Origin of the sequence: Arthrobacter sp. CC3, from assembly GCF_039907775.1 — a bacterium.
Lineage (GTDB): Bacteria > Actinomycetota > Actinomycetes > Actinomycetales > Micrococcaceae > Arthrobacter.
The window spans coordinates 1-26,719 of sequence record NZ_JARCCY010000025.1 but is presented as its reverse complement, the minus strand read 5'-3'; the positions used below and the strand labels follow the sequence as shown (position 1 = coordinate 26,719).

The window sequence follows — 26,719 nt, the reverse complement described above, 5'->3', positions numbered from 1 at the left end:
AGTGACAGCGAGGTACTTTAATCGCAGGCCATAAGGGGGATGCCTGGAAGCCAAAAGTACCTATACGCTCACGCGGAATCGACGGCAGGGTGGGCGCCATCCTGACTTTCGGATCCAGGCCCGTATCGGCGCTGGACAGTAGCCGTGTAGTTCATTCTCGTTTCTGCCGCGCGCGGATCCGCGATCGTATTGGCCCGGTTGAACCACGGCGAGCCACAGGCCAATGAGCTGCGGCCCCTCACACCCTCGCGCTGCAGCAACCTCAATTGTCCCAACAGTGGTAATCGCAAGAAGCTGGGACAAGGCTGATACCACCGCGCCACATCGAACCGGGGCCAGCCGAACTGACGGAATCCCCGTACCGGAACCATGTGCACCCTGGTCCTGGCCGGTTATGGGAAACGTGAACGCGACCAAGCGCTTCTGTCGGATAGTCCCCCAGCAGACGGCCTGACTTCCTGAGTCCCGGCTTTGGGGAGTAGTTTCCAGTGCCGATCGTGGACCTTTCGTAGTCATGGCGTCAGCCGGCTCATCTCTTTTTGCCGTTGCGCGGTCGCCATCCTGGGATGTCGTTGTCCTCTCGCCCTCCGCCAGGCGGAGGGCGAGAGGACAACGTGGGGAGCGGTGCTGGATTAGGGAGTTAGTGAACTCCCGCGCCCATCCGGGCGCGGGAGTCGGCTGAATGGGGCAGCGAAGGGGGCAAAAGAGGGTGTGCACATTGTGCACACCATGGGCTTCGGATCGGTTCGTACTGGTACCGGACTGGCCCGGACCGCGGAGGTTTTCGGGGGAGTGGCGGGTTTTCAAGGGCTGGAACCCGGTTCGAGTCCCACCTTGGGCACAGCATGACCCCTCGTCAGAGGGGTTTTTGCTTTAATGTGTGGACATTTACCCTCCGCGGTTCCCTCTGACTCTGTCCGCGGTCTGTGCCTGGCGCCGCGGTGGCCTGTTCGGTTGTGTGGGTGGCGGGGCCAGGTCCTGGCTGGTGGCCCTCCGCCTGCTGGCATCTAGGGTATGTGCTGTCCTATCTTGCTGTTCCGGGGGCCAGGTGTTGGCCTCACTCGTTCATGGTCAGTAATTGTGGTGACGACATGACCAAGCGGAATTTTCTTCGAGGATCGCCCTCGGATTGCTGCTTTCTTCGAGCCAGGCATATGCGCTCGTCGAGCCTTTGTCCGGCCAAAGGGGGTGTGCACATTGTGCACACGTTTGTGCACGGGCGGCTTTCGACCTGCATTTTGATCCCCACCCTCCTGGTTCTGCTTTCACTACTTCATGAAGTTCTCTGTTTCCTGCGACATGACTTTGCGGCCTGGATCGTCGGTGTCGTTGCACGTCCCGGGTTCAGCGGGAACGTGTTTGGGAGTATCTGCGGCTGTGGCGTCCACCCGTCCACAGAGCGGAGGTGTGTGGGATCCGGACTCTTCTTCCGGCGACGGTTCTGGTTTGGATGATCCGTAAGGCCGGTCCAAAGTTGGTCGCGGCTAGGGTCAGTGCCGTTCGCGCTAAGAAAGGCGTCCCGCGCAGACTTGCGGTAGACGTGGCGGCTTCCGCGCCCCTCAGAGACGGGCGGGTCACCGAAGGCCGTTTGGGTGATCACGGCGTGGAGCATGCTGGCGGAACTGGCGTTGTGGACGACGCAGCTGGTCGCTGCCGGGCACCGGATGTGTCTGTCAGATTTCGGCGGCGTTCTGATAGCGGAGTCACCGCTGGGTTTGAGGGTCCGGAGTGCAACTTGGGGAACCGGGAGCGGTTCAAAGTTTCGTGAGGAAATTAGCGACGGAGGAGCGCGGAACGAAACTTTGGATCGTGAGCGGCGCATGGCGCCCTGGTTGCGTGGAGGGCCCGCCCAGCGATGATGGGGATCAGAATGACGCGAAGTTGCTCCTGCTGGTTCATGGAGGGGAGAGCGGGGCGGCATGACGCAACGTGATCCTGATCATGCCGCAGGCAATTCGGCTCGGCGTCGTGAGAGACCTGGCAGGCCTCCACCGTTGCGCGGTTTCGGTGTACCAGAAGACGGGCCCGCGTCGGTCCGGCAACGTGGCTGGTGTTCGCCTCTGCCGGCTACTGAATGCTTTGTCGCAGATTGGCGACTATCAGCCGGCGGCGATCGGAACGGTGGACGCTGGCCGCCAAGCGGGGGAGACGTTATTTGAGACTAGCCGGGCAATAAACTTAACTCTAAATTTTTTGTCGGGTATCCTGCATGTGTGAAGTCAGGTACCGGCGAAGATGTGACTGTATCGCCCTCAGCTATACGGCTCCTGTTGCTGCTTAGAGGCAGTGAGCCCGAGGGTCTCGGCCGTGCTGAGCAGGTTACGTACATGCTGGAAACAGCCATTGCCATGGGGATCGTGGGCGAAGGTGAGAGGCTGCCGCGGGAGTCTGTCTTCTCAACGGAGCTTGGCATTTCTTCGATCACGCTGCGGCAGGCGTTGAACACGCTTCGTATGAAGGGCGTGATTACCACAAGCCGGGGTCGCTCCGGGGGGAGTTTTGTTCGGAGTCCCAAAGAGCCCTCTGCTGAGGATATTCGGCAGAAGCTGCGCCTTACCAGTACCGAGGACTTGAGAGATCTCGGCGACCACTGCGCGGCGGTGGCTGCTGCCTCGGCGAAGTTGGCAGCCCAGCGGGCTGATGAACAGGATATCGAGTATCTGGAAGGACTGGCCGCCAGGTTCGATGCCAGCGCCACTGCGCAGGAGAGACGTCGCGCCGACACGCGGTTCCATGTCACGGTCGGAGTTGCTGCGCAGTCCAGCCGACTCACGGCGGCCATGCTACAAATCCAGGCGGAACTATCGAGCTTCCTGTGGATCGGGCAGGAAAGCGAGTCCTCGGTGGCTGAAGCGACCAGGGAACACAACCATATTCTGAAGTGCATTGCCGAGCATGATGCGCCCGCAGCGGCTGCCGCTGCCGAGCTTCACAGCAGCACCGAAATGGAGCGGATCATCAAACAGCACCTTCAGATGCTCATGCTGTCCCAGGAGGATGCATGACCACGGACTCTCTCACAGAGACACTACGACGTACCGCCCAAGCGGTTTCGTCCAGCATCGAACGGGTTTTTGAGGACCTCCAGGCTGTCGCCTCGGAACTTATAGCCGCGAGTGAACACATGCCCGCTGTTCCCGAAAGCACCGATTTTTCCTTTCTTCAGCCGCTATTCGAAGACTTGCTTGTCAGGAGCAGCCCCCTGATCGAAGGCGGAGGTATCGCCTACCAGCCCGGCTCCCTCAGGGATGCCGAATACTGGCTCGAATGGTGGCGCATGCAACCAACAGGCCGGCCGAAGTTCATCGGACATGACTTGAATCCGGGCTCCATCCGGTATTACGACTACGCAACCCGGGACTGGTTCAAAGTACCCGCTGCTGCCGGTCATCCAGTCGCCGTCGGGCCCTACATCGACATGGGCGGCATCGACGTCAATACCGTGACTCTGACCGTGCCGGCACGGACTGGCCACGGAACCCACGTACTGGGTTGCGACCTTTCCCTCTCCGCGTTGGAAGCGATTTTCCTGCGTGCCATCCGGACCCCGGAACCATCAGTGGTCTTGGTGGGCCGGAACGGCCGAATCATCGCCTCGAACTCTCCCCGGCTGTTGATTGGTACACGCGCGGACGTCGATGCGGCCACGGACACCGTACCGGTGGCTCCGGAAAAGTACGACGTCCTTCCCTGGAACCTGCTCGTCACCAACCAGTAGTACCTCCGCCGCCTGGAATGCCAGGCGACATTGCGGGGCCTCGCCGGGCCCGGGCATGCCCAAAATGCCGCTGTGCGCTGTCCGGACCATAGACGGACAGCTCTAACCCCGCGCCCCGTTGACACCCCCAAAGTCAGGACATCTTCCGGCTGATTTCCGGTGACCTGCCTGTCATCGAAACGTCACGAACAAAAAAACTTTGCGCTAGCTATTGAATTTAAGATGTACTTTATTATCTTTTAAGTGTGACAGTGCCCACACAGGGCCGTGATCCATCCCATCCAGCAGTAGTGCATTGGAGCTTAAACATCATGAACGCCACGACTACGACCACCCCCGTCCGCCGCGGTAACGAGGCAGAACTCGTTGCGAAGGAGGAGCTTCCGCCGCTGCAGCACTTCATCGACGGGGCCTTCACGACACGCACCGACGCTGCAGGGACAGACATCGTGAATCCCTCCAGCGGAACGGTGATCTGCTGTGTGTTGGAGGGGACCGCGGCCGATGTCGACCTTGCCGTCGCGGCTGCCCGCCAGGCACAGACGGACTGGGGAGCGACCACGCCGGCAGAGCGGTCGGATCTGCTGCTGAACATCGCCTCCCGCATTGAAGAAAACGCCGATATCCTTGCCCGGCTTGAATCCCTCAACACAGGCAAGCCCCTAGCCACCTCCCGGGACGATGTTTCCGGATCCGTGGACACGTTCCGGTTTATGGCAGGGGCGGGGCGGGCCCTGACCTCCCTGGCTGCCGGGGACTACGCGACGGACCACACCTCGGTGATCCTGCGCGAACCCGCCGGCGTCGTCGGCGTGATCACCCCGTGGAACTACCCGCTCCTGATGGCCGCCTGGAAGATCGCCCCGATCCTCGCCGCCGGCAACGCCCTGGTGTTAAAGCCCTCCGAACAGACCCCGCTGACCACCCTGAAGCTCGCCGAAATCATCGCAGACCTTCTCCCGGCTGGTGTCCTGAACATCGTGACCGGTCTCGGCCCGGTCGTGGGGGAGCGGCTGGCCTCGAACCCGGACATCGATCTGGTTGCCCTGACAGGCAGCGTGGGAAGCGGCAAGGCCGTCGCGGCCACGGCGGGCAACACGGTCAAGCGCGTCCACCTGGAGCTCGGTGGCAAGGCACCTGTCGTGGTCTTCCCCGACGCGAACCTGAGCGCCGTGGCTGAGTCCCTGCGGACCGCCGCGTTCTACAACTCCGGACAGGAATGCGGGGCAGCCTGCCGCGTCCTGGTCCACGAATCCGTCGCAGACCAGCTTACCCAGCTCATCGTCGAACAGGTCAGCACCTTCATCATCGGGGACCCGACCGCCGGGGACGACGTCGAGATCGGGCCACTGGTCTCCGAAGCCCACTACCACCGCGTCGCCGGCTACCTTGAGCGTGCACAAAAGGAAGGCATCACCGCCGCCATCGGCGGCGCCCCGCTGGAGGGCCCCGGCTTCTTCATCGCCCCGACGGTCCTGACCAACGTTCCGGCCGGTGCAGAGGCCAGCCAGAATGAAATCTTCGGACCGGTGGTCACCATCGAGACGTTCAGCGACGAAGACGAAGCCATTAAGCGTTCCAACGAAACCCCGTACGGCCTGGCCGCCTCCGTCTGGACCCGGGACTCCGCCCGCAGCATCGACCTACCCCGGAAGCTGCACTTTGGCACCGTCTGGGTCAACTCGCACCTGGTCCTTGCCAACGAGGTGCCCTGGGGAGGATTCAAGGGATCCGGCTACGGCCGCGACCTGTCCATCTACGCGCTCGAAGATTTCTCCCGCACCAAGCACGTCATGATCAACCACGCCCGCTAAACGGCACCTCCAACCACACGACCCCGCGGCGGCACAGCCGCCGCCCGGACAACCTAAGGAAAGTATCACCATGCCTAAACAGCTGTACCCCCTCCCGCCTGTCACGCACGACACCGAAACCCCGTGGACAAACTGGGGCGGCAACCAGTCCTGTACCCCGGCGTTCACGGTCCGCCCGAAGACCGAACAGGAGGTCCTGGACACGGTCCGCTTCGCCATCAAGGAAGGCCTGCCCGTCCGCGCCGTCGGCGCAGGACACTCCTTCACCCCGCTGGTTCAAACCGGCGGCATCCTCATGGACCTCGAAGGCCTCGCTGGCCTGACCGGAACCGACACCGATACCAGCCGCGTCCGCATGTACGGCGGAACCCGCATCAGCGACGTCGGAGCGCCCCTCTGGGACAAGGGCCTGTCCCTGTCCAACCAAGGCGACATCGACAAGCAGGCCATTGCCGGCGCGATCTCCACAGGAACGCACGGCTCAGGCATCGAACTGGGCAGCTTCTCCTCGGCCCTGCGCTGGGCGAAAATCGTCAACGGCCACGGCGAAATCGTCGAAGTCGGCGAGAACCAGCTGCGCGAACTCAAAGCGGCACAGGTTGCCCTGGGCACGCTCGGTATCTTCCTCGAGGTCGAACTGCAGGCCTCCCCGGCGTACCACATCGTCGAGGAAATCACGTACCCGATGTGGGACGAAGTGGAGCGGGACTGGGAGGAGAACATCCGCAACAACCGCCACTATTCCTTCATCTGGTGTCAGGAAGAAGGCTCGGCCGAACTCTACGAACTGCCCACACCCACGGGCGAGTCGATGGTCAACCGCACCTACACGAAGAAGTACCGTGCGGCGAACCTGAACGAGGCCACGGAGCTCTCCAGCGTGGAAGGCGCCCGCAAGGACCGTGCCTATGAAATCTACGCCGGCGGATATATGATCCCGTTCCACGAACTCGAGTACTACGTCCCGGCCGAACAGGGCCTGGAAGCGGTCAAAGCCGTGCAGAACCTCCTGAACACCACCCACAAGGATCAGAAATACCCGCTCGAAGTCCGCTGGGTGAAGGGCGATGAGGGCTACATCTCACCGTTCTACAAGCGCGATACTACGGTCCTGTCCGTCTCCGGCGCTCCCGGCACCAATTACTGGCCCTACCTGCGCGACCTCGATGCGCTGCTGGAAGACTTCGACGCCCGCCCGCATTGGGGCAAGATCCACTTCATGACCCGCGAACGCATGCAGCGGCACTTCCCTGAATACGACACGTTCGTCCAGGTGCGTAAAGAATTCGACCCCAACGGCGTCTTCCTCAACGACCACACCCGCGCACTCGTCGGCTAACGCCCATCCCCCCAAAGGAACCCACATGTCAGACGTAAAACACCACGACACGAGCGGACTTGATGAATTCGGGTACACCCAGACGCTCGATCGCAGCATCGGGAAGTTCGCCAGCTTCGCAGCAGGTGTCAGCTATATTTCCATCCTCACGGGCGTCTTCCAGCTCTTCTACTTCGGCTTCGCCACCGCCGGACCTGCCTACGCATGGTCATGGCCCATGGTCTTCGTCGGCCAACTCATGGTCGCGTTGTGCTTCGCCGAGCTGGCAGGACGCTACCCCGTCGCCGGGTCCGTTTACAACTGGGCCAAACGACTGTCCTCCGCGACGTCCTCGTGGATGGCGGGATGGCTCCTGCTGATCTCCTCCATTGTCACCGTTGGGGCGGTGGCCCTGGCGCTGCAGATCACGCTGCCGCAGATCTGGGACGGCTTCCAGATCATTGGCGACGGCACCGGACCCTACGACTTCGCCGTCAACGGGGTGCTGCTGGCCACGATTCTCATCACCTTTACGACCCTCGTGAACGCTTTCGGGGTGAAGCTGACGGCGAGGATCAACAGCACCGGTGTGTTTGTCGAACTCATCGCCGCGGTGCTTCTGGTGATCGCGCTGATCGTGCATATCGTGCACGGGCCGGAAGTCCTTTTTGATGTCAAGGACTTCGGGCAAGGAATGCCCCTCGGATTCTTCGGGGCATTCCTGATCGCTTCCATGGCCTCCGGCTACGTCATGTACGGCTTCGACACGGCGAGCTCCCTGGGTGAGGAGACGAAAGACCCGAAGCGCACGGCACCGAAGGCCATCATCCGGGCGGTGACGGCTTCCTTCGTCCTTGGTGGGGGCTTGCTCTTCTTCGGCATCTTGGCAGCACCTGACCTGTCAGATCCCAAGCTGGGCGCTGCGGACGGCGGGCTTCAGTACATTGTGCTCTCGGTCCTGGGCGGACCGTTCGGCAAGGCCTTCCTGATTTGCATCGTCGTGGCTATCACCGTCTGCACTCTGGCCATCCAGGCTGCCGCGATCCGCATGATGTTCGCGATGGCCAGGGACAACAACCTGCCTTTCAGCCGACAGCTGTCCAAAGTCCACCCGGTCCGGAAGACACCCACGGCTGCGTCCATCACCACCGGCGTTCTGGCGATCATTCCGCTGATCGTCAATATTTCCCAGCCGGCGATTTTCACGATCCTCTCCAGCATCGGCATCGTGCTGATCTACATGTCCTACCTCCTGGTGACCGTTCCGATGCTGCGGAACAGGCTGCTCAAGAAGTGGCCGCTGGCGGATGACGGCACGGAAGTCGGCTTCAGCCTGGGCAAATGGGGCTTCATCGTCAACCTCATCGCCGTCCTCTGGGGTGCGGCCATGACCGTCAACCTCATCTGGCCCCGGCAGGAAATCTACAACTCCGTACCACCTTTTGAGTGGTACCTGCAGTGGGGTGGGGTGATCTTCGTCGGATTCGTCATCGTCACAGGGCTCCTGCTCTACCGGCTCAGGATCCGCCACCGGACCGGAGTCCTGGCAGAACACTCCGCAGCGCTCCACGGCTTCGCCGACGCGGAGGAGGAAGACCAGACCAGGGCCATCCAGCACAGCCGGTAACCAACCTCTCACAACGATGCGGTGCCGGGCCAACATACCCGGCACCGCATCACCCGTTCCTGCGCTGACCCCCGGCCCCGGAACCATGGGACACACCAACGCGGCGGTGATCTGCACCACCACACACCCCATTCCCTGCGGCATGCATCACTCACACCCGGCCCCTCCCGCCTGAACAGCCCGGCTAGGCCCCGCACAAAAATCCCCGGGAACCCCACATCATCTAGTGATATATCAAGTTGAAGTGGCTTAATATATCGCCCAGGAGGAGAGGCATGTCCCTCGTGGCGACAGACTCCCCAACCAGATGGCCAAGGAAAACTTCGTCGGCAAAGCCGCACTTCTCGGCCGGACCGAGGAAGGTTCCGCACGGCGCTTGCGCTGCCTGACGGTAAACGACGGCCGCAGCCTCGTGCTGGGCAAAGAACCGGTCTTCTACAAGGACAAAGCCGTCGGTTACGTCACGAGCGCAGCCTACGGCTACACCGTGAACCAACCGATCGCCTACGCATACCTCCCCAGCGAAATCTCCATCGGCGACTCCGTGGAAATCGAATACTTCGGCCGCCGCATCCCCGCGACCATCCAGGAGGATCCGCTCTATGACCCCAGCATGAGCAGGCTCCGCGGCTAACACCGTCCGCTACCACGGGCGACACCAGACACGCGGTCCGGACTCTTTCTCGCAACCGAGTCCGGGCCGCGGCATTACCTAAGCACAGCCCGCACTAACGCGGCGCTAAACCCCAAACCAGGAGGACAGATGATTGGCTCAGAAGCAATTAGGGTCTATCTCGCCAGGCTTGCCTCACGCCAACCCACCCCCGGCGGCGGCGCAGCCGCAGCCTTCCACGCAGCACAGGGTGCCGCACTCGTCGCCATGGTCGCGCGATACACGAGCGGTGCAAAGTACGAACAACACGCTGCCACCGTGGAAAGGATCACGCGGGTTGCAGACGAACTCGTCGTCGACGCATTGAGCCTGGACGACTACGACGAGCAAGCCTTTCAAAGCGTCATCGACTCCTACAAGCTCCCCACGGACACTGCCGAACTCAAAGCTGCGAAAAATGCAGCCATCGACGCCGCCTTGGTGGAAGCCGCCCACGTTCCTACCCGGCTCATTAGTGTTGCCGGGATCGTAGTGGCTCTTGCTGGTGAACTCTTTGACATTGCCAACACCAACGTCATCAGTGACGTGGCCGCGGCCGCCGACTCCGCACGGGCCGCAGCTACCACAGCCAGGGTCAACATCGACATCAACCTTGTAGCCATCAAAGACGGCGCCCTCCGGGCTCGCCTTGCAGAACAAACCAACGGGTTGGAAGAGACGGCAGTCTTCGCAGCAGACTCTCTGAACCAGCGCGTCCGCGAGAGGATCCTCACATGACCGCCGCCACGCTTTCCGGGAAAACGCTGGCCCGACAAATCCAGCAACGAACCCAGGCGGCTGCACACATCCTCGATCATGAAGGTCAGCGCCCCACACTGGCCGTCGTCGTGGCCACCGACGACGAGTCCACCCACTGGTACGTTCGATCCATTGGCCGCGTGGCGGACAGCGCAGGCATCTGCTGCAGAATCGTCGACCTCGGACCTGACGCGACGGAACAGGTCCTTGCCTCGGTCCTGAGGGACCTCAGCGCAGCGCCATCCGTGCACGGAATCATCCTCCAGACCCCCCTTCCAACGGGTGTCCGTGCCGACAGCCTTGTTGGCCTCATCGCCCCGGAGAAGGACATCGACGGCGCCAACCCCCTCAGCCTGGGCCGCCTTGCCGTAGGGCGGCAGGCCTTCGCACCGGCCACTGCACGGGCCGTCGTGGAACTATTGGACCACTTCCAGATTCCGATTGCAGGACAGAGCGTCACCGTCATTGGGTGCTCCGCGGTAGTAGGCAAACCGCTGTCCCTACTGCTCCTCGAAAGGGATGCGACCGTCACCATCTGCCACTCCAAATCAGGACCACTCGAAAAGTACACACGGTCCGCCGACATCGTTGTTGTTGCGGCTGGCAGCCCAGGACTGCTGACAAGCCGCCACGTTTCGGAAAAGTCCGTAGTGATCGACGTCGGCACCAATGTCCTTCCCGGCGGGTCCCTTGTCGGGGACGTGAACGAATCCAGCGTCAGCAGCGTGGCGGCAGCATTAACGCCTGTTCCGGGCGGCGTCGGAACCGTCACGACGGCGCTACTGCTGCTACACACCGTTGAAGCCGCAGGGGCTCAATCGCTGACACTGGCCTCAAAGATTCCGGTCAAGGTGTAACCGGGCAGGGAGTCCCGGCCCGTCCGGGCCTCCCTGCCCAACCGTTCCGTGTCGCGTAAATGGTGCTTCGATGGCCTGAAAACCTGGGGAGGTAGCTCCGTCGAAGCACCGCTTTCGCGTCACGGAACGCCTCACATTCACATCGAATCAGCCGTATCGGCGCCGCCATACGGGACCTTTGCACCGCGTCCGCCCAAGGAAGCCCGACTCCAGAACCGAAAGAACCCAAGCGATGACAAACAGCAAACAAGGCACTGACTTCAGGCTCGTCGACGACTGGGCGTCACTCGACGAGGCCGAAGCGGAAATTGTCCTCGGAGGACAAACAGTCGTCCGAGGAACGATCGACGGCGTAACCGAAGACGGGTCAATCGTCTGGTTACGGGACAACATCGGCTACCGCAGGCTTTATGAACGAAGCGTGCTCTATGAGGTCTGGGTGCCTCGAGGCAACACGGCCCTGAACTACAAACTGACCAAAACCGGACCCTAACTGCGATGATGCCCGCCATGCGCACAGCAGGCCACGCACCGGCGGGCGGGCGGGCGATCCGCCCCCAAAAATCTCAGCGTTGGAGCCCTCCCGTGAAGAGACGCGCGACATATACCCCGGTAGCGGATAGCACCCCTCACTGTTCTGGACAGAAGACGGGCAACTAGACCGGCGTCTTTTCCGAGGGCACCCGCACGGCGACAGGTTGGGTCGCGCAGCAAAAGGCCAAGCGAGACGGCGAAGGACCAAATTGGGATGGTCCTTCGCCGTCTGGGGCCGGTGGCCGTTAGGAAATCAGAGGGATGGGTCTTTCATTCAAGGACTTCCATCGGTCAGCGCACCTGCTCCAGGGGCTCCTTGGTGCTTACCGACCGGTCGAGGGTGACAAGTGATTCCCCTCGTGTTTCCGGTGCCCACAGCCAGCACACGGTTCCCCCGACGAGCAGGACTGCCACGCAGGAGAAGAGCGCCACGTTGATGCCGAGCCCGGCGAGTACCAAAGGCAGCAGGAAAGTGCTGGCCGCAGATCCCATGCGGCTGCCGGCGGTGACAATTCCCAGTCCGGAGGCTCGAATCTCTGTGGGGAACAGCTCGGGTGGGTAGATGAATTCCAGGTTTGCGGCAGCCGCCAGGACGAGGGCGAAGGTGGCAAACAGGATCACTGCCAGGAGTGTGCTTGAGGGGGAGAGAGTCACGAGCGCCGCCAAGAGCGCGGCCCCGATGAAGAAGCTTCCGACAAGGAACAGTCGGCGGGAGAGGCGGTCGACGATGATCATTCCGACGATGGCGCCAGTCAGCAGGAACACGTTGTAGGTGGCCCCGGCCGCGAGGCTGTTAGTGACTCCGAGGGCGGCCATGATCTGCGGTGCGAAGGTGCCCAACGCGAATTAAGGGATGACCTGGCAGACGTAGAAGACCACTCCGACGATGGTGCGGCGGCGGTATTTGCTGGTGAACAGTTCCCGGTAGCGGGATTGCTTCCGGGCAGCGGAGGCGGGTACGGACGGCATTTCCACGTTTGGTCCGGCGATGCGGGCAACGATGGCGGCGGCCTCCTTTGTTCTGCCTTTGAGCAGGAGCCAGAGCGGGGACTCGGGGATGCCGACGCGGAAGGCGAAGACAATGAGTTCGGGGATGGCGCTGGCGATCAGCATGAACCGCCACGGCTCCTCGCCGAGACCGGACAGCAGGAACCCGGCAAGGTAGGCGAAGGCGTATCCGGCGGCCCATGCGACGGCCAACATGCTGAGTAGTCTGCCCCGGAAGTGCCGTGGTGCGTGTTCGGTGACAAGCGTCTTGCTGACCACGTAGTCCGCGCCCAGTATGAGGCCGATGGCCAGGCGGATGGCCAGGAGTTGCCATGCTTCGGTGATGAAGAACTGTGAGACCGAGAGGCACGCGATAAGGAGCATGTCGAAGCGGAAGATGGGGCTGCGCCCGATCCGGTCCGCTATTGGTCCGGTGATCACGGCGCCGAGGAACAGCCCGGTGAGGGTGGCCGCTCCCAGGAGTCCGATCCACAGGGGTGTCAGGTGAAGATCGTCTTTGGCTGAAGCCAGAACGATGCCGACGATGCCCAGGACAAATCCGTCGCTGAACTGGCCGCCGGAGCCGGCAATGGCGACGCGGACGTGGAACTTGTTGAGGGGGATGTCCTCGTACTTGATCATGGTGGTTGCGGCGCTCATCGGGCTGTCCCCATTCCGGTGGATCGGGCTTTGGCAACTTCCATGGTGGTGGCGTCGTAGCCTTGCTCGGCGGCCATGGTGACCCACTTGTCGAACCCGGAGGCCAGATTTTCTTCGAGGCGGCGGCCGTCCCAGGTCAGTCCGGCTATGCACTTGGCCGCGAAGGTGTCAGCACTGGTGGTCAGGTCGTCGAAGATGTTCAGCAGCGAATCGACGATGACCGGTTCCATGATGTTCAGTTCCAGTTCCCCGGCGGCCACGGCGCATTCGACGGTGTGTGCGGCTCCCCGGATGCGGTAGCTGAGCTGCATCACGAACTCCGGGATGACGGGGTTGATCTTGCCGGGCATGATCGAGGACCCGGCCTGGACTGCCGGCAGCGTGACCTCACTGATTCCTCCCGTGGGTCCTGAGGAAAGGAACCGCAGATCCGCAGCGATTTTGGCCATGGTGATGGCAGCCCGGGCACCTGCCGAGGCAATGGCGGCGTAGGGATCAAGATGGGAGAGTGAATCCACGAGGTCTTGTGATCCGGTCAGCTCCCGGCCGGTGGCTTGGCTGAGGTCCTGCACGCAAAGCTCGCGGTAGCCGTCTGGTGCCCCGATGCCGGTTCCCAGTACTGTGGCTCCGATGGGAATGGAGACCAGTTCGGCCGTGGCGGTCCGCAGCCCTTCCGTGACCCGGCGGATCGCCGTGGCGTGGGACCGGTGTGTCTGGCCCACGGAGAGGACGACGGCGTCTTGCAGGCAGGTGCGTCCCAGCCGCTGGGTGGTGTCGTACTCAGCCGCTTTGTCCTCCAGAGTGTCGGCGAGGGCGGTCAACGCCCGGAGCGGGCCATCGGAAAGTTCGAGGATGGTCAGTGCCATGGCCGTGGGGTAGGTGTCGTTGGTCGACTGGGACGCGTTGACGTGATCGTTGGGGTGTACGCGGGAGCCAGAGAGCTGCGAGGCCCGCGCGGCGATGACCTCGTTGAAGTTCATGTTCGTTGTGGTCCCGCCTCCGCCAAGGACCAGGGCGGTCGGGAACTGGGTGGCGTGCAGCCCGGACGCTATTTCAGCGCACGCCCCATCGATAGCCTCCGCGATGTCGGTCGTCAGGACGCCGAGTTTGGCGTTGGACCGGGCCGCGGCGGCCTTGACGAACGCGTAGTTCCGCACAAAGGCGGGCACGTCGGTGATCCTGCGGCCGGCGGTGCCGAAGTTCTCCACCGCAAGTCTTGACTGCTTACCGAAAAGGGCTTGGCCGTTGGACGTCTCTGTCTGTAGGACTGTCATTTCTAAACCTCTCAAGTGATTTGTACCACAATGCAATGAAACGTAAGGGGTAAACATTCGCCCTCCAAAGTTTGTTGCTCTTGCAGCAACTGTTTATCCCCATTCGCTAGCTGTGAGCCATACTTATGGCAATAAGCTGTTGCTGTGGTGACAACAAATGTGGAGGCGCATAGTTTGAGTGAAAGTACCGCTGAGCGCGTTGCGGCATTGCTGTTGGCCTTTGAGAATCCCGGGCAGGCCGGGGGAGAACACTCCGTTGGCGAACTTGCCAGGGCTGTGGGACGGGAGCGCAGCCAGGTTTCCCGGATGCTGAAGGCGCTGGCGCGCAGCGGGCTCGTGGAGCAGGACGCCGATCGGCGAACTTACCGGCTGGGATGGAACCTGCGCATTCTGTCCACCGGAGCCGGCAACTACCCTTTGGTTCAGGCCACGCGGCCGGCCCTGCAGGCTCTCGTGGCAAAGACGGGGGAGGTCGCGTTGCTCTCGGTGCAGGAAGGCAAGCGGTCCCTGACCGTCCTGCGTGAAGAATCCCAGCAGTCGCTGCAGGCTGGCGGCTGGGTAGGTCGGCGTTCACCCATGCACTGCACGGCCTCAGGGCGTGCCCTGATGTTTGACTTTGATGCTGAACTGATCGAAACACTAACCGTCGACGATCTCTCCATTCCTACGTCGGCTCCCGGGGCGCCCAAAGATCTCGCCACGCTGCTGCAAAGAATCGACCTCGAGCGCGCCAGAGGATACTCCGTGGCATCGGAGGAGGTCGAAATCGGGCTGACATCAGTGGCAACTCCCGTTCGCGATCGGCTGGGACACATCGCGGGTGTCCTCAACGTATCGGCACCAACCTCACGGATTATCACCCGCACCGACGCCATCGGACAGCTACTCATCAGCGCCTCAAGAGCTATCACCCAGAACCTTAAGTCGCGGCGCAACTAGCTATGATCGACCTGCCAACATCGACATTGTTCGTCGTTCCAAATGGAGTACTGCATCCAGCTGTAGTCCCCGACGTGGACTACAGAAACGTCCGGTTCTCCGTCGGGCTAGGGTTTTCGCAGATGCTTCTACTCCCGTACTTTTAACGCCGATAATGGACGTTTCGACGGGTGGGCTGGGGCCTGGGTTACGTCTTCGGCTAAGCGTGTCATCGCGTTGTCGTTGGTTTACATATCAACAGGGAGGACGCCGCCTATTCGTGGGAACTTATCCCGACTGCAGCCGGCCTCGGAATCAGCTGCCGCGGGTCTTGGTGCCAAGCGCATGGCTGCGTAGCCGTCTTTGGATTAGTCAGGCGGATGTTTGTGCAGTAGCTCATGAGATGGGTGAAGGAGGTATAGCCACGTGAGGACCTTCACTGTTGGATGGTTCTCCCGGTCATTGGGTGCTCGGTCCCTCGCGGGAGGCATCGGTCAACGTGGGACGGCACGAACCCGTCCGTTGTCCCATTCGTGCCTGCGCAAAGACAAACCGCGTTCCCTCAGCGGGGGAGCGCGGTTGGCGTTGAGGGCTGGACCAGACGGCCGATTTGGTGTGTGCACATTGTGCACACTTTGGGCTTCGGACTGGACCGTACTGGGGTCGGATCGGGTCGGATTGGTGATGTTTCCGGGACTTCCCAGTGTTTGCAAGGGCCGGAGTCCGGTTCGAGTCCCACCTCGGGCACAGTGTTTCCACACTCAGAGGCTGTAAGCCTCTGAGTGTGGACGGACAAATATTCTGTTATGGCCCCTTGGGGGGCTTTTCGCTGGTAAACGTCTGCCTGGCCTGGTGCCTCGCAATCCTTGGAGTGGCCGGTAGTATGCCTCTTCATGGCGGGGTCAGGCCGCTGCCACATGACTCGTCTCAAGTTTGATGACGTGCTGTCCAATCGGCACTACCAGCAGTCTGATGACGCTTCTCTGGTTTCGGCGTCGTGGCCTCTTCCGACCACAATGGAACCGTGACTGAAGACACTCCTGAAACTGCTGGTCAAACTGCATTGCCTGGCCTTTCCAATGCGGCAGACAGGGCGCTGAGACGTGAGCTCGACGAATTGCGCCTCGACAATGCCAGGCTGCGTAAACTCGTGGAACTCACGGAATCGGAATCAAAGGCACCATACCTGGCCCAGGCTGTAATTCCTGCGGTGTTGCACCACGGTCCGGTCACCATGGAATCGTCTCCGGAAGCGAAAGTCCGTCTGTTCCAAGACCTGTTCAGGGCACGCAATGACGTGTACGCAGTCCGGTGGGAAAACTCGCGGGACGGTCGCTCCGGCTGGGTTCCTGCAGTCGCCGGTGGCTGGCGCAAGAGCGCGAACATTGCAGGTGCCAGGTTCCTGCCGCTTACTCCGGTAGTCGTTGCCGACCATTTGCGCGGGGCGCAGCATATTGGCCTCTATCCCTTGACTGAACAGGACACCTGCTGGTGGGTCGCCGCGGACTTTGACGGGGGCGCCGCAATGCTCGATGCCCTGGCGTACGTCAAGGCGGCTCGCTTTCGGGGTATCCCCGCAGCACTGGAAGTGTCCCAATCCGGACGTGGCGCCCATGTATGGATCTTCTTCAGCACAGCTCTGCCGGCATCCGCAGCACGCCAGCTTGGCACGGGTCTCATCCACGAAGCAATGGCATTGCGTGGCAGCATGAGCCTGGCCAGTTATGACAGGCTTTTCCCCGCCCAGGACGTTCACTCGGGCAAAGGTATGGGTAACCTGATAGCGGCGCCGCTAAACGGCAAGCGCCGCCAGCACGGCACCACGTTGTTCCTCGACACTACGACCCTCGAACCATACGAGGACCAATGGGCGTACCTTTCCAGCCTGGATCGGCTCTCGGACGGGGAGGTTCGTATGCATATCCGAAGATTGCCTGGAGTTAGGCTGGGACAAGAGGTTCGCCGGCTAGAACTGCCGCTATCGTCGAAGATCGTTCCACGCCCGGCACTGATCGTCCATGCAACATTCGCATCGCGCCTGACTCTCAAGGCAGCAGACCTTGGACCAGCCATGATCTCGGCCGTTAAGCATGCCGCATCCATGCCCAACCCTGAGTTCTATGAACGCCAACGCCAGAGGCGATCCACCTGGAATATTCCCCGATACCTGCGCAACTACGACGAAACCCTTGATGGCGACCTGATCCTGCCGCGTGGGTTGTTGCCCTTATTACAGCAACTTGTCGAATCGAGTGGCAGCTCGCTGCGCATCGATGATCAACGGTCGGGAGGCGCTGCTCACAGCTTCGAGTGCTCGGCCCGCCTGCGCGCGGAACAACAAGACGCCGTGGACGCCGCCACTTCCGCCGAGCGCGGAGTCCTGGTGGCCCCGCCCGGCACAGGCAAGACCGTTATGGCGTGTGCTGCGATGGCACTACGTGGCGTCGCAACGCTCATTCTGGTTGATCGCAAAGCCTTGGCGGAGCAATGGCGCAGCCGCATCCGTGAATTCTTGGACGAGAAGTGCGGCCAAATCGGAGGTGGCCGTGCCAAGACGACGGGTCGGGTCGATGTCGCGCTGTTGCCCACGCTGGCACGGCGGGAAAATGTTGCCGAGCTGACCGCCGGCTACGGTTTCGTCATCGTGGACGAATGTCACCACGTCCCGGCGGCAGCGTTCACCCACGTCATGAACCAGATCCAGGCCCGGTACTGGCTGGGGCTGACGGCCACACCGTACCGACGGGACGAGTTGGACTCGCTGATCTACCACCAGCTCGGCCAAATCTCACACACGATTTCCCCAGCTGTTCCACAGCAGCTGCCAACGCACGCACATGAGATTGCCGAACCGACGCTGACTTTGGAACTGCACCGGACCTCATACGCGTACGACGGCGCCGCAGACCCCAGCGAACCGGGCGGGATCTCTGCCATCTACAAGGACTTGATCACCAATGAGGAACGCCTACAGCAAATTTACGACGATGTCATTGAAGCTTACGAACAGAACTCCCGAATCCTTGTACTGACTACGTGGAAAGCGCATCTTGAGTCCCTGAGGTCCCGGTTCGAGGCGGCTGGTCTGAAGCCAGTGGCTTTCACTGGAGCGATGAAAGCCAAGGAGCGACAGGCCGCCGTCGACCTTCTTGCCACCACCCATGATTCGCAGCCTCTGCTGGTCTTGGGCACCGGCTCATACATTGGAGAAGGCTTTGACTGCCCCAAACTGGATACCCTGTTCCTTGCAGCGCCGGTGTCGTTCAAAGGCAGATTGGTCCAGTACGTCGGCCGGGTAATCCGGCCGTACCCAGGGAAAACTGTGGCGACAGTTCACGACTACTACGACGAATCAACACCCGTACTGGCCGCGTCCCTGAACAAGCGGGCTCCGGGCTACGTCTCGCTCGGGTTCCCTGATCCGCGCAAGCTCAAAAGCAGATAACATCGTCCCCAGGACCGTAGGCGGCGGTGTCTGCGTTGCCACAACTCCTCGGAACCGTATTCTCGAGAGGTCACCGTCGGGCAGCCGGATACGTCTCACGCCAGTGAACTACCTGATACCGCTTAGTATCATCGAACGTGGACATGAACCTGCGTGTTTCAGACGACGGTGGCTGCCGTCCGGATGAGCCTACTGCCAAGGCGCACACCTCCAGGTCGGCGCTTCTTGGCCAAGTTGCCGGTTCGGACGTCCAAGTTCACCGGCACAGGCAGGAAATCAGCGCGGGCCTGGACTTCGTAATGCGCCACGACGCCGGGCTGCTGAAGCGCCTGGAGGATGCCTGAGTTCTCGCTTCGAATACGACGACATCGTCGCCTTGCCAGATCTTCTTCTCTGCGACGCACTGCCTGGCCACTACCGTCATGGGTGTGACGGCTCGTCCCTACTGCACGTCCAACAAACAAGTGGCGGCCGCAATATAGCACTTGAGTTGTAGAACACCTGAGTTGTATTATGGACTCGATGTGGAATGTTGACGTGGGATTAGTTGAGCCATGGTTGTTAGGTCTTGACCAAGACTCGTATGAGCAGATTATTGCTGCGTTAGAGCTTCTCGCCGAGCGCGGACCTCAACTTGGTCGTCCATTGGTCGACACGGTGGTTCGTTCACGGCATAAGAATATGAAGGAGCTGCGGCCGGGGTCGAGCGGGCGGTCGGAACTGCGAATCCTGTTTGCCTTTGATCCGGAGCGGCGGGCGATCCTGCTTGTCGCGGGAAACAAGGCGGGCAACTGGAGCAAGTGGTACAAGACGAACATTCCGGTTGCTGATGACCTGTTCGATGATCATCTGAGGATTCTGAAAGGAGGGGCATAGTGGCGAAGTCCATGGAGGAACTACTGGCAAAGCGTCCGGTGGACCGGGCAGCTGTGAATGCCCACAAGAAGCGCATGGTCGATGAGGTCCGGGCCTACCGGCTTCGGGAGCTCCGCGAGGCCTCTGAACTGACGCAGGTCGAGCTGGCTGGGCGCCTTCATGTCAGCCAGAACAGGGTTTCCCGCATCGAGCACGGTGACATTGATCGTGCCCAGGTCGATACTTTGCGGAAATACGTCGAGGCGCTCGGCGGCCGGCTTCGTGTCGAGGTTGAACTCGGCGACGAACGAATCCAGATCGCCTGACGAAGCGACTCGGAGCGATCCGCGACGGCAGCCGTCTCCCCGGACAGCGAGGTCTAAAAGGTGGGAAAAAAGGGGTGTGCACAATGTGCACACCCTGGGGGTCGGACTGGGTCGTATATTGGCCGGATCGGGCCGGATTCAGCATGTTTACGGGAGTTCCCAGTGTTTGCAAGGGCCGGAGTCCGGTTCGAGTCCCACCTCGGGCACGCATAACCCCTCGTCAGAAGGGTTTTTGCTTTAATGTGTGGACATTAACCCTCCGCGGGTCCCTCTGACGCTGTCCGCGGTCTGTGCCCGGCGCCGCGGTCGCCTGTTCGGTTGTGTGGGTGGCGGGGTCAGGGTCCTGGCCGGGTGGGTCTCCCGCCTGCTGGAATCTAGGGGTATGTGCCGTCCTATCTGGCTGTTCAGCTTCCAGTTGTTGGCCGTCACTTATTCATGGTCAGAAGTTGTGGTGACGACATGACGAAGCCGAATTTTCTTCGAGGATCTTCATCGGACGGCTGTTTGCTGCGAGGCAGGCAGGGTGCGCTCGTCGCGTGTTTGTCCGGTCAAAGGGGGTGTGCACATTGTGCACACTTTTGTGCACGGGCGGCTTTTCGACCTGCATTTTGGTCCCTTCCTACTGGTTCTGCCTTCACCATTTCATGCACGTTTCTGTTGCAGGCGACATGACTTTGCGGCCAGTCCGGGTTCAACGGCACCTCTCATGCCGTACCTGTGGCCGACGTACGATCCGTCGGCAGGGTGCAGGTGTGTGGGATACGGACTCTTCTTCCGGGGCGTCCTGGTTTGGTTGAACCGTGCGACCTGTCCAAAGTTGGACGCGCGGCTATCGTTGAGGTGTGTCAAGGATGTGAGACAGGTGGTTGGTTTCTTTTCGGTCAGGCAGCAGCGGGAAGCCGCTGGGTTTTGGTCTTGAAGTTGGCCATCGCTGTCGCTGGCGGCAGGCCGTTGTTGCTGTGTGGCCGCCACCGGTTGTAGAACACCTCGATGTAGCGCATGGTCGCCCGTCTGGCGTCCTGCCGGGTAGCGAAGCTGTGGTGGTGGTAGAACTCGTTCTTCAGGGACGAGAACAGCGATTCGGCCACGGCATTGTCCCAGCACACACCCGTAGCGCCCATCGACTGCCGGACATCGTTACCGGCGCACCAGGCACTCATCTCCCTGGAGGTGTACTGGGTGCCTCGGTCGGAATGGAAGATCGCGCCGGGGGCCAGATGCCCGCGGTCCCTGGCCATCGCCAGCGCCCCGGTAACCAGCGAGGCCCGCATGTGATCTGCCATGGCCCAGCCGATGACCATGCGCGTGCACAGGTCGATGACGGTGGCCAGGTACAGCCAGTCCTCGTTGGTGCGCAGGTACGTGATGTCTCCGACCAGGCGAATGCCGGGGGTGCGGCCGTGAAGTCCCGCCCGATGAGGTCCTCGAAGACCTTGTCCGGATCCGAAGGGATGGTGGTGCGCTTGAAGGCGCGCATCCCCTTCGCAGCCCACCCGTTCTCGGCCATGATGGCCGCGACCGTGCCGACGGACACGTTGACGCCGGCGACGGCCAGTTTGGTGTGGACCATGCGGTGGCCGAAGATCCCGTCGGAGGAATCGAAGACGGTCTTCACCTGTTCCGTCAGCTCTCGGCGGCGGAGCGCGGTGGGCGTTTCCCGTGCGTCCAGCCAGCGGTAGTACGAGGCCCGCGGCACACCCAGCTGCCGGCACATCCAGGCCACGGGAAAGTCGGCGTTCTTCTCCTGAACAACCCGGTAGAAGTCCTCTACCGTTGTTCTTTGGCGAAGAACGCCGAAACTTTTTTCAGGAAATCATTGTCCCTTTCGAGTTCCCGCATCCGGGCTTCCATGGCCTCGTATTTCGCCGGATCCACAGGCTCCTCCGGTTTCCCGTCACCGTTCCCTCCGCCCTCGCGGGCAAGCCTCACCCACCGTTTCAAGGCCGTCAGCGAGACACCAAGGTCCGCGGCGGCGGTGGCCACGGGACGGCCGGAGGAAATCACGAGGGCAACGGCATCGGCCTTGAACTCATCGGAATATGGGTATTGGAAACGTCGTCGAGCGTGCTGGCGCTCGGGGAAGGCCTTGTAAGCTTCGGCGCAGGAATCCGCTCCGGTCATCCCTAGCCTGGAGGGGAGGCGGCAGTTCGGCGGAACTCGGGAGGAAGCGCGGAATCTGCCTTTGCTGCGGACCCCGGCGCACAGCGCTCCAGGGCGTTCCTGGCGACCAGCAGCAGTCCCACGGGTCCTCCGGTTTCGTCGTCGATGAGGAAACGCGCGTCCTGGTGGCGGCGGGAGAACTCGACCATAATCCCGACGTCCTGGTCCAGCTTTTGCCGGGTCGTTTCGTCGATTCCGGCCTGACACTGCGAGGCGAGGTCGTGCAGGGCGTTGTGGACCCGGTCTACCTCAGCAGACGGTACTGGGGAGCCGGTGGCAGGTTCGCTGATTCCGGCATTGGGGCCGGTGGAGGCCGGACGAGGCCCGGCCAGTATCATGCCGGCCACCAGCGCGCCGAGGATCAAGGGAGGCAGGCAAAGGACGACGATTCCCGCCAGAGAGACTGGACGCCCTCCTGCCGGGCGCAATGATCGGGTCCACACCCGGAACCTGCTCCTCAACGGCCCCTGATGACTCGGCATCTGCTCAGGTCCACCTTCCACACAAAACGTCCCCCCACTTTACTCGCTCCACGGCTGCCCGGCTCACGGGAGGAGCAGGAGAAGTCCGGCGCTGGCGTGGACGAACGGTTCGCGCCCTGGACGACCTGGACGTCGAACCGCGCCTGCCTTCCTCTGCTGGATTCACTTAATGTTCCGTTCCGGGAGCACCTAGCGGTCGCTGAAGGCCTTGGCTATGCTGGCCCGGAGGTGTCCGACCCGGAAGAGCCGGGGATCCGCTTATGCGCGGGTTCCCCGATTCCGTCTGGCGGCCTCCGGGCGGTGGCGGTGTCACGTCGCCCGCCGCTGGTTGCCGGTTCCGCGGACCCGGGTACCTTGGCCTGCGGCACGTCGCCCTTGTGGCGGACCGACGCAGCACTTGACCCCGAAGGCCGGGGCTGCGGAGAACTCGAAGTCGAACTGATCGAAAGGCGGCAAAAGTGACCCACGCAAGCGTACACACCATGCTCGATACCTACCCGAAGGACCTCGGCAACATCGATCAGCACAAGCTGGCCGAATGCATCGACACCTGCTTCGAATGCGCCCAGACCTGCACGGCCTGCGCGGACGCCTGTCTCAGCGAAGACATGGTCGCGGAACTGGCCAAGTGCATCCGGACCAACCTTGACTGCGCCGACATCTGCATCACGACCGGGAACATCCTCTCCCGCCACACCGGCTACGACGCGAACATCACCAAGGCCGTCCTCGAAGCGTGTCAGACCGTTTGCAGGGCCTGCGCGGACGAGTGCGAACGGCACGCAGGCATGCACGAGCATTGCCGGGTATGCGCCGAAGCGTGCCGCCGTTGCGAGAAGGCGTGCGCGGAACTGTTGGCCTCGCTCGGCTGAAGCATGCGGAACGGGTCCGGACTGCAGGGACAGGCGCCCTTGCCATCCGGATCCGGCGTCAGGCCCGGTCGTCCCCCTGCCTTAGCGGTTCCCCAGTGTCCTGGCCCTCGCATTGTCCTCCGGGCAGTTGCTGGACTCCGTGGTGCCCGTGGGGTTTGGCGGTGCTCCAACGCCGCCTCCCGTGCCGCTTGTCGGGTCAGACCCGGCTCGGCGTGTATGGTGCCCCCGGACCATGGCGGATCGGGCAGGTGGGTGCAACCCTGTCGGTGCAACACTGGAAGACGGCGTGCTGCCGTTGTACTCCACGGCGTGCGGGTACGGTGGGCCCTCTACGCCGGAAGTGCTTGCCGTCGCGCCTTCCAGCGCCTCCACAGCCGTGACTGGCCGCGCTCTGCGGCACCCATGATCCGCACCGCGATGGCCCAATACGCGATGCCTGCGGCCACGGACAGCACCAGGGCCAGTTCCGGTTGGCCCTCCTTGAAGTCCGGGAACACCACCCAGTGGGTCACGTAGATGTACAGCGAGGCGCTGGCGACCACTCCCACGGCACGGTGAAGCACACGGGGCAACGGGATGGCCGGAATCCACGTGACGATAAGGATGCCCGCCAGGATGGTTGCTTCGCGCCAGGGGTCCTCGAAGTAGCCTGGCAGGGTCAGCGCCGCCAGTATCGAAAGCGCCAGGCGCTGTGACCACGTCCGGGTCCGGGCAATCGCCCAGCCCAGGGCGAAGAGCCACAGCACGGGGCGCGTGTTCAGGATGTCCAACGGCACCAGGTTGTAGCGGAACAGCAGCCCGAGGCCCACGAGTGCGAGGGGAAACGCCAGCGGCAAGCGTTTCTCCGCGCGGTGCGCCCACGGGATGGACAACAGCGCGATCACGCCCACCAGGACGTACACCAGCACCTCGATGAACCAGAAGTGCCAGGCGTCAGTCCATCCCGCGGGCCCGATCATCGTGTTTAGCAGAAAAAGGTTGGCGGTGGTGTAGTGGAACTTGTCGCCGGACAGCAGCATCACCGCGCCGATGAACGCCACCGTGGGCAGCACCACCCTGGCCAGGCTGCGGAGTTGGCGCCGGAGGCGGGGAAGACGCTCGCCGCCCAGTTGGAAGCGCGCGAAGTTGTATCCCGCCACCACCATCAGGACGTGGGCCGTGCCGGGCCAGCGGATCAGGTCGATGTGGGTGCTGATGATGGTCAGGATCGCGACCGCCCGCAGCACGATGCTGGTCTCGAGCGGCGCGATGATCCGCCTGAGCCTGCGTTTGGGCTGTCTTGGCCGGCGCGGCGTAAGGTCTTTGATGGGGGTCACGTGCCAGTTGGCCGGCAGATGGCCCAAGGCCCGCTCCAGACGGAGCGACGCCGCCACGTATGACAGTGAGTCGCCGCCCAGCGAGACGAACGTATCGTCGTCGCCGATGTCCTCACGCTCCAGGGCGTCGGCGAAAATCCGCTTTACGTCCTCGGGCGGGCCGCCCGCGGCAGGGTCCCTGCCGTCGCCGGCAGTTCCGCTCCCGTCCGCGACGGCGGTGCCGGCTACCCCGGTGCCGCCCACACCGGTGCTTGACCCCGGAATGAGGGCTGCAAGCAACTTCGTGCTTCCGGGAGACGCAGCGGCGAGGGTAAGGACGGCGGGATAGTCGGTCTTGCCGGTCGCCAGGCGGGGCAGTTCGGCGACGGCGTGAACTGTGACAGCAGGGCGCGGCAGGCCCAGCTCCTGCGCGAGCATTTTGGCGAGCATCCGCCCGTCGTGGGTTCCTTCGACGGCAGCCACGAGCTGGGAGTCCGTCCCGGTGCAGGCTGCACTGATGCCCTGGCTGGCGAGGACCTTTTCCACCTGGCCGAGGTCGATCCGCAGGCCCACGATTTTAACGAAGCGGCTGCGCCTGCCCACCACCTCGAACAATCCGTTGGCGTGCTGCCGGGCGAGGTCACCTGTGCGGAGCTCCCGGACGGTCCGGCCCAGGGCCAGGTCCGCGGGCTCCTGGGCGTAGCCGAGCATCACGTTGGGCCCACTGTAGACAAGCTCGCCGGGCCCTGGTCCGGGGTCAATCGGGCCTCCAGGTTCATCCGGGCCGGGGACAGGGTCGATCCGAAACTCTCCTCCGGGAACCGGGATGCCGATGGTTCCGGGGTTCTCCTCGGCCAGGTGCGGTGGCAGGTAGGCCATCCGGGCCGTGGCCTCGGTCTGCCCGTACATGACGAACAGGTCCCAGCCCTTGCTGCGGCCCAGCCGTGCGTAGCGGGTAACGGCCTCCGGCGCCAGGCGTCCGCCCGCTTGCGTGATGTAGCGCAGGGTGGGCAGGTCCCGGCTAGCGAAGCCCGCACGGTCGAGCAATTCGAAGGTGTAGGGCACGGCCGCAAAGGACGTGGCGCCGCGGTTCTGGAACAGCTGCCAGAAGCACTCATCCACCACGGACAGGCCGGTCAGCACCAACGCCGCACCGCGGAGCAGATGGCTGTTGATGACCGAGAGCCCGTAGCAGTAGTACATGGGCAGGGTGGTCATGGCCCGGTCATCGGGGGTGATGCCCAGGTACTCGGCAATGGACTCGGCGTTGGACTGAAGGTTGCTGTGCGAGAGCCGCACCAGCTTGGGTGATCCCGTGGAGCCGGACGTGCTGATCAGCAAGGCGAGGTCCGGGTGCAGCTCGTGGATGGTCGCGGGCCGGATCGCCTCCAGCTGCAGCGCACCGGTCCCGTTCGCGCCGGGCGCAGAGCGGATGATGACATCGGGATCGTAGGCGGCCACGAGCGAGGCGAGGGCGGCCGGGTTGTCCGCCGGGGCCAGGAGTAACGGATGACCGCCGGAGAGCGCGGCCAGGTAGGCCACCAGGGTGTCGATGCTGTTGTCGGCGGCGAGCACGACCAGCCGCCGGAAGGTGCCCAGGCGGTGCGCGAAATCCTGCACCCGTCCGGCCAGTTCACTGTAGCTGACGGCCCGGGAACCTGTGAGGATGGCGGGTCGGTCACCATGGCGGGCAAGCCCCGCGGCAAAGGTAACCCCCGTGATTTCAAGGGGGAGAGTCACTGCGCCACCATAGAGGGAAGGCTTGCCTAACTTCAAGTGGAATAATTAGGAAACGCTTGTGTGACGTATCATGCAGTCATCAGGGCCGCACTTCCGGTTCGCTAGAGGCGCCTCGGTCTGTGAACGATCGCAGCGAAGAACATCCCCCTGGCCGGGACGGCGGGGCGAGCCTCACGGAGCGGTCCACCTGCTGCGCGGTCGATGCTGGAGAGATACGACACCAGCCCGGTGACGCCAAGAATCCACGGGTTGGGTCCGCCGCTTTGCCAGGGAACGGTCGCCAGCTATGAGGAGCCTCGCTGGGAACACAATGGCATGAAGCAGCCCGGCTGCAAAAGGACCCCTTCGCCTAGTAGTACTTTGTTAGGTTTCGGTGAAGGGGTCTTTTAATCGCTGGCCTGACCTGTTAATTTCGTTTCGTGGGTA

At 62.5% G+C, this 26,719-nt stretch carries 19 protein-coding genes and 2 pseudogenes; 15 read left to right on the top strand and 6 right to left on the bottom strand.

What is annotated here, in order from left to right; genetic code table 11:
• Positions 1–2,213 precede the first annotated feature (2,213 nt).
• From PV761_RS15305 to PV761_RS15265, 9 genes and pseudogenes are all read left to right on the top strand, one after another.
• Positions 2,214–3,005, top strand: coding sequence for an FCD domain-containing protein (locus PV761_RS15305; RefSeq protein ID WP_347897975.1), 792 nt, complete (start codon positions 2,214–2,216; stop codon positions 3,003–3,005).
• The gene (locus PV761_RS15300) at positions 3,002–3,718 is read left to right on the top strand and encodes a cache domain-containing protein (protein ID WP_347897974.1); all 717 of its coding nucleotides are present in this window, start codon (positions 3,002–3,004) and stop codon (positions 3,716–3,718) included. Before PV761_RS15305 ends, PV761_RS15300 begins: the two co-directional genes overlap by 4 nt.
• Before the next feature lie 311 nt (positions 3,719–4,029).
• Positions 4,030–5,532: an aminobutyraldehyde dehydrogenase gene (locus PV761_RS15295; protein WP_347897973.1), complete on the top strand. Its 1,503-nt coding sequence runs from the start codon at positions 4,030–4,032 to the stop codon at positions 5,530–5,532.
• Positions 5,533–5,602: 70 nt separating this feature from the next.
• Positions 5,603–6,871 (top strand): D-arabinono-1,4-lactone oxidase, encoded by a 1,269-nt coding sequence (locus PV761_RS15290; RefSeq protein ID WP_347897972.1) that lies wholly within the window; start codon positions 5,603–5,605, stop codon positions 6,869–6,871.
• Between the two features lie 25 nt (positions 6,872–6,896).
• A complete protein-coding gene (locus tag PV761_RS15285; RefSeq protein ID WP_347897971.1) occupies positions 6,897–8,477 on the top strand; it encodes an amino acid permease in 1,581 nt (526 codons plus the stop codon).
• A 313-nt stretch (positions 8,478–8,790) separates the two neighbouring features.
• Positions 8,791–9,111, top strand: a pseudogene (locus PV761_RS15280) (glycine cleavage T C-terminal barrel domain-containing protein); the annotation flags it as partial.
• Positions 9,112–9,240: 129 nt separating this feature from the next.
• Positions 9,241–9,867 carry a cyclodeaminase/cyclohydrolase family protein gene (locus PV761_RS15275; protein ID WP_347897969.1) on the top strand — a complete coding sequence of 209 codons (627 nt, stop codon included), beginning with the start codon at positions 9,241–9,243 and terminating at the stop codon, positions 9,865–9,867.
• On the top strand, positions 9,864–10,745 hold the full coding sequence (locus tag PV761_RS15270) for a bifunctional 5,10-methylenetetrahydrofolate dehydrogenase/5,10-methenyltetrahydrofolate cyclohydrolase (RefSeq protein WP_347897967.1): 882 nt from the start codon (positions 9,864–9,866) through the stop codon (positions 10,743–10,745). Before PV761_RS15275 ends, PV761_RS15270 begins: the two co-directional genes overlap by 4 nt.
• A 232-nt stretch (positions 10,746–10,977) precedes the next feature.
• Positions 10,978–11,238, top strand: a complete 261-nt coding sequence (locus PV761_RS15265) for a hypothetical protein (protein WP_347897965.1) — start codon at positions 10,978–10,980, stop codon at positions 11,236–11,238.
• Between the two features lie 332 nt (positions 11,239–11,570).
• Here PV761_RS15265 and PV761_RS15260 read toward each other — a convergent pair.
• Positions 11,571–12,908: pseudogene (locus PV761_RS15260) on the bottom strand (MFS transporter).
• Positions 12,909–12,922: 14 nt separating this feature from the next.
• Positions 12,923–14,200 (bottom strand): lyase family protein, encoded by a 1,278-nt coding sequence (locus tag PV761_RS15255; RefSeq protein ID WP_347897963.1) that lies wholly within the window; start codon positions 14,198–14,200, stop codon positions 12,923–12,925.
• 174 nt (positions 14,201–14,374) lie between these two features.
• Here PV761_RS15255 and PV761_RS15250 point away from each other — a divergent pair, with 174 nt between their 5' ends.
• The 5 genes from PV761_RS15250 (at position 14,375) to PV761_RS15230 (ending at position 19,744) form a co-directional block, all read left to right on the top strand.
• A complete protein-coding gene (locus PV761_RS15250; protein ID WP_347897961.1) occupies positions 14,375–15,139 on the top strand; it encodes an IclR family transcriptional regulator in 765 nt (254 codons plus the stop codon).
• Positions 15,140–16,142: 1,003 nt separating this feature from the next.
• Positions 16,143–18,563, top strand: coding sequence for a DEAD/DEAH box helicase family protein (locus PV761_RS15245; protein WP_347897959.1), 2,421 nt, complete (start codon positions 16,143–16,145; stop codon positions 18,561–18,563).
• A 143-nt stretch (positions 18,564–18,706) separates the two neighbouring features.
• On the top strand, positions 18,707–18,907 hold the full coding sequence (locus PV761_RS15240; protein ID WP_347898050.1) for a hypothetical protein: 201 nt from the start codon (positions 18,707–18,709) through the stop codon (positions 18,905–18,907).
• Between the two features lie 178 nt (positions 18,908–19,085).
• The gene (locus PV761_RS15235; RefSeq protein WP_347897957.1) at positions 19,086–19,439 is read left to right on the top strand and encodes a type II toxin-antitoxin system RelE/ParE family toxin; all 354 of its coding nucleotides are present in this window, start codon (positions 19,086–19,088) and stop codon (positions 19,437–19,439) included.
• Positions 19,439–19,744 (top strand): helix-turn-helix domain-containing protein, encoded by a 306-nt coding sequence (locus PV761_RS15230; RefSeq protein ID WP_320538102.1) that lies wholly within the window; start codon positions 19,439–19,441, stop codon positions 19,742–19,744. The genes PV761_RS15235 and PV761_RS15230 overlap by 1 nt, the downstream gene beginning before the upstream one ends.
• An 881-nt stretch (positions 19,745–20,625) precedes the next feature.
• On the opposite strand, the gene PV761_RS15225 is transcribed toward PV761_RS15230, so the two are convergent.
• From PV761_RS15225 to PV761_RS15215, 3 genes are all read right to left on the bottom strand, one after another.
• Complete coding sequence (locus PV761_RS15225; RefSeq protein WP_347897955.1) at positions 20,626–21,237, bottom strand: IS3 family transposase; 612 nt, start codon at positions 21,235–21,237, stop codon at positions 20,626–20,628.
• Positions 21,238–21,511: 274 nt separating this feature from the next.
• A complete protein-coding gene (locus PV761_RS15220; protein ID WP_347897953.1) occupies positions 21,512–21,865 on the bottom strand; it encodes a transposase in 354 nt (117 codons plus the stop codon).
• A gap of 2 nt (positions 21,866–21,867) precedes the next feature.
• A complete protein-coding gene (locus PV761_RS15215; RefSeq protein ID WP_347897951.1) occupies positions 21,868–22,269 on the bottom strand; it encodes a hypothetical protein in 402 nt (133 codons plus the stop codon).
• Between the two features lie 575 nt (positions 22,270–22,844).
• Here PV761_RS15215 and PV761_RS15210 point away from each other — a divergent pair.
• A complete protein-coding gene (locus PV761_RS15210; RefSeq protein ID WP_347897949.1) occupies positions 22,845–23,258 on the top strand; it encodes a four-helix bundle copper-binding protein in 414 nt (137 codons plus the stop codon).
• Positions 23,259–23,587: 329 nt separating this feature from the next.
• Here the strand turns inward: PV761_RS15210 and PV761_RS15205 are convergent, their stop codons facing one another.
• The gene (locus PV761_RS15205; RefSeq protein ID WP_347897947.1) at positions 23,588–26,293 is read right to left on the bottom strand and encodes an AMP-binding protein; all 2,706 of its coding nucleotides are present in this window, start codon (positions 26,291–26,293) and stop codon (positions 23,588–23,590) included.
• Between the last annotated feature and the right edge of the window lie 426 nt (positions 26,294–26,719).

Coding starts and splice junctions, on each gene's coding strand:
- PV761_RS15240 (WP_347898050.1), top strand. CDS start 18,707: ATGAACCTGCGTGTTTCAGACGACGGTGGCTGCCGTCCGGATGAGCCT.
- PV761_RS15295 (WP_347897973.1), top strand. CDS start 4,030: ATGAACGCCACGACTACGACCACCCCCGTCCGCCGCGGTAACGAGGCA.
- PV761_RS15275 (WP_347897969.1), top strand. CDS start 9,241: ATGATTGGCTCAGAAGCAATTAGGGTCTATCTCGCCAGGCTTGCCTCA.
- PV761_RS15285 (WP_347897971.1), top strand. CDS start 6,897: ATGTCAGACGTAAAACACCACGACACGAGCGGACTTGATGAATTCGGG.
- PV761_RS15220 (WP_347897953.1), bottom strand. CDS start 21,865: ATGACCGGAGCGGATTCCTGCGCCGAAGCTTACAAGGCCTTCCCCGAG.
- PV761_RS15265 (WP_347897965.1), top strand. CDS start 10,978: ATGACAAACAGCAAACAAGGCACTGACTTCAGGCTCGTCGACGACTGG.
- PV761_RS15270 (WP_347897967.1), top strand. CDS start 9,864: ATGACCGCCGCCACGCTTTCCGGGAAAACGCTGGCCCGACAAATCCAG.
- PV761_RS15255 (WP_347897963.1), bottom strand. CDS start 14,200: ATGACAGTCCTACAGACAGAGACGTCCAACGGCCAAGCCCTTTTCGGT.
- PV761_RS15235 (WP_347897957.1), top strand. CDS start 19,086: ATGTGGAATGTTGACGTGGGATTAGTTGAGCCATGGTTGTTAGGTCTT.
- PV761_RS15300 (WP_347897974.1), top strand. CDS start 3,002: ATGACCACGGACTCTCTCACAGAGACACTACGACGTACCGCCCAAGCG.
- PV761_RS15290 (WP_347897972.1), top strand. CDS start 5,603: ATGCCTAAACAGCTGTACCCCCTCCCGCCTGTCACGCACGACACCGAA.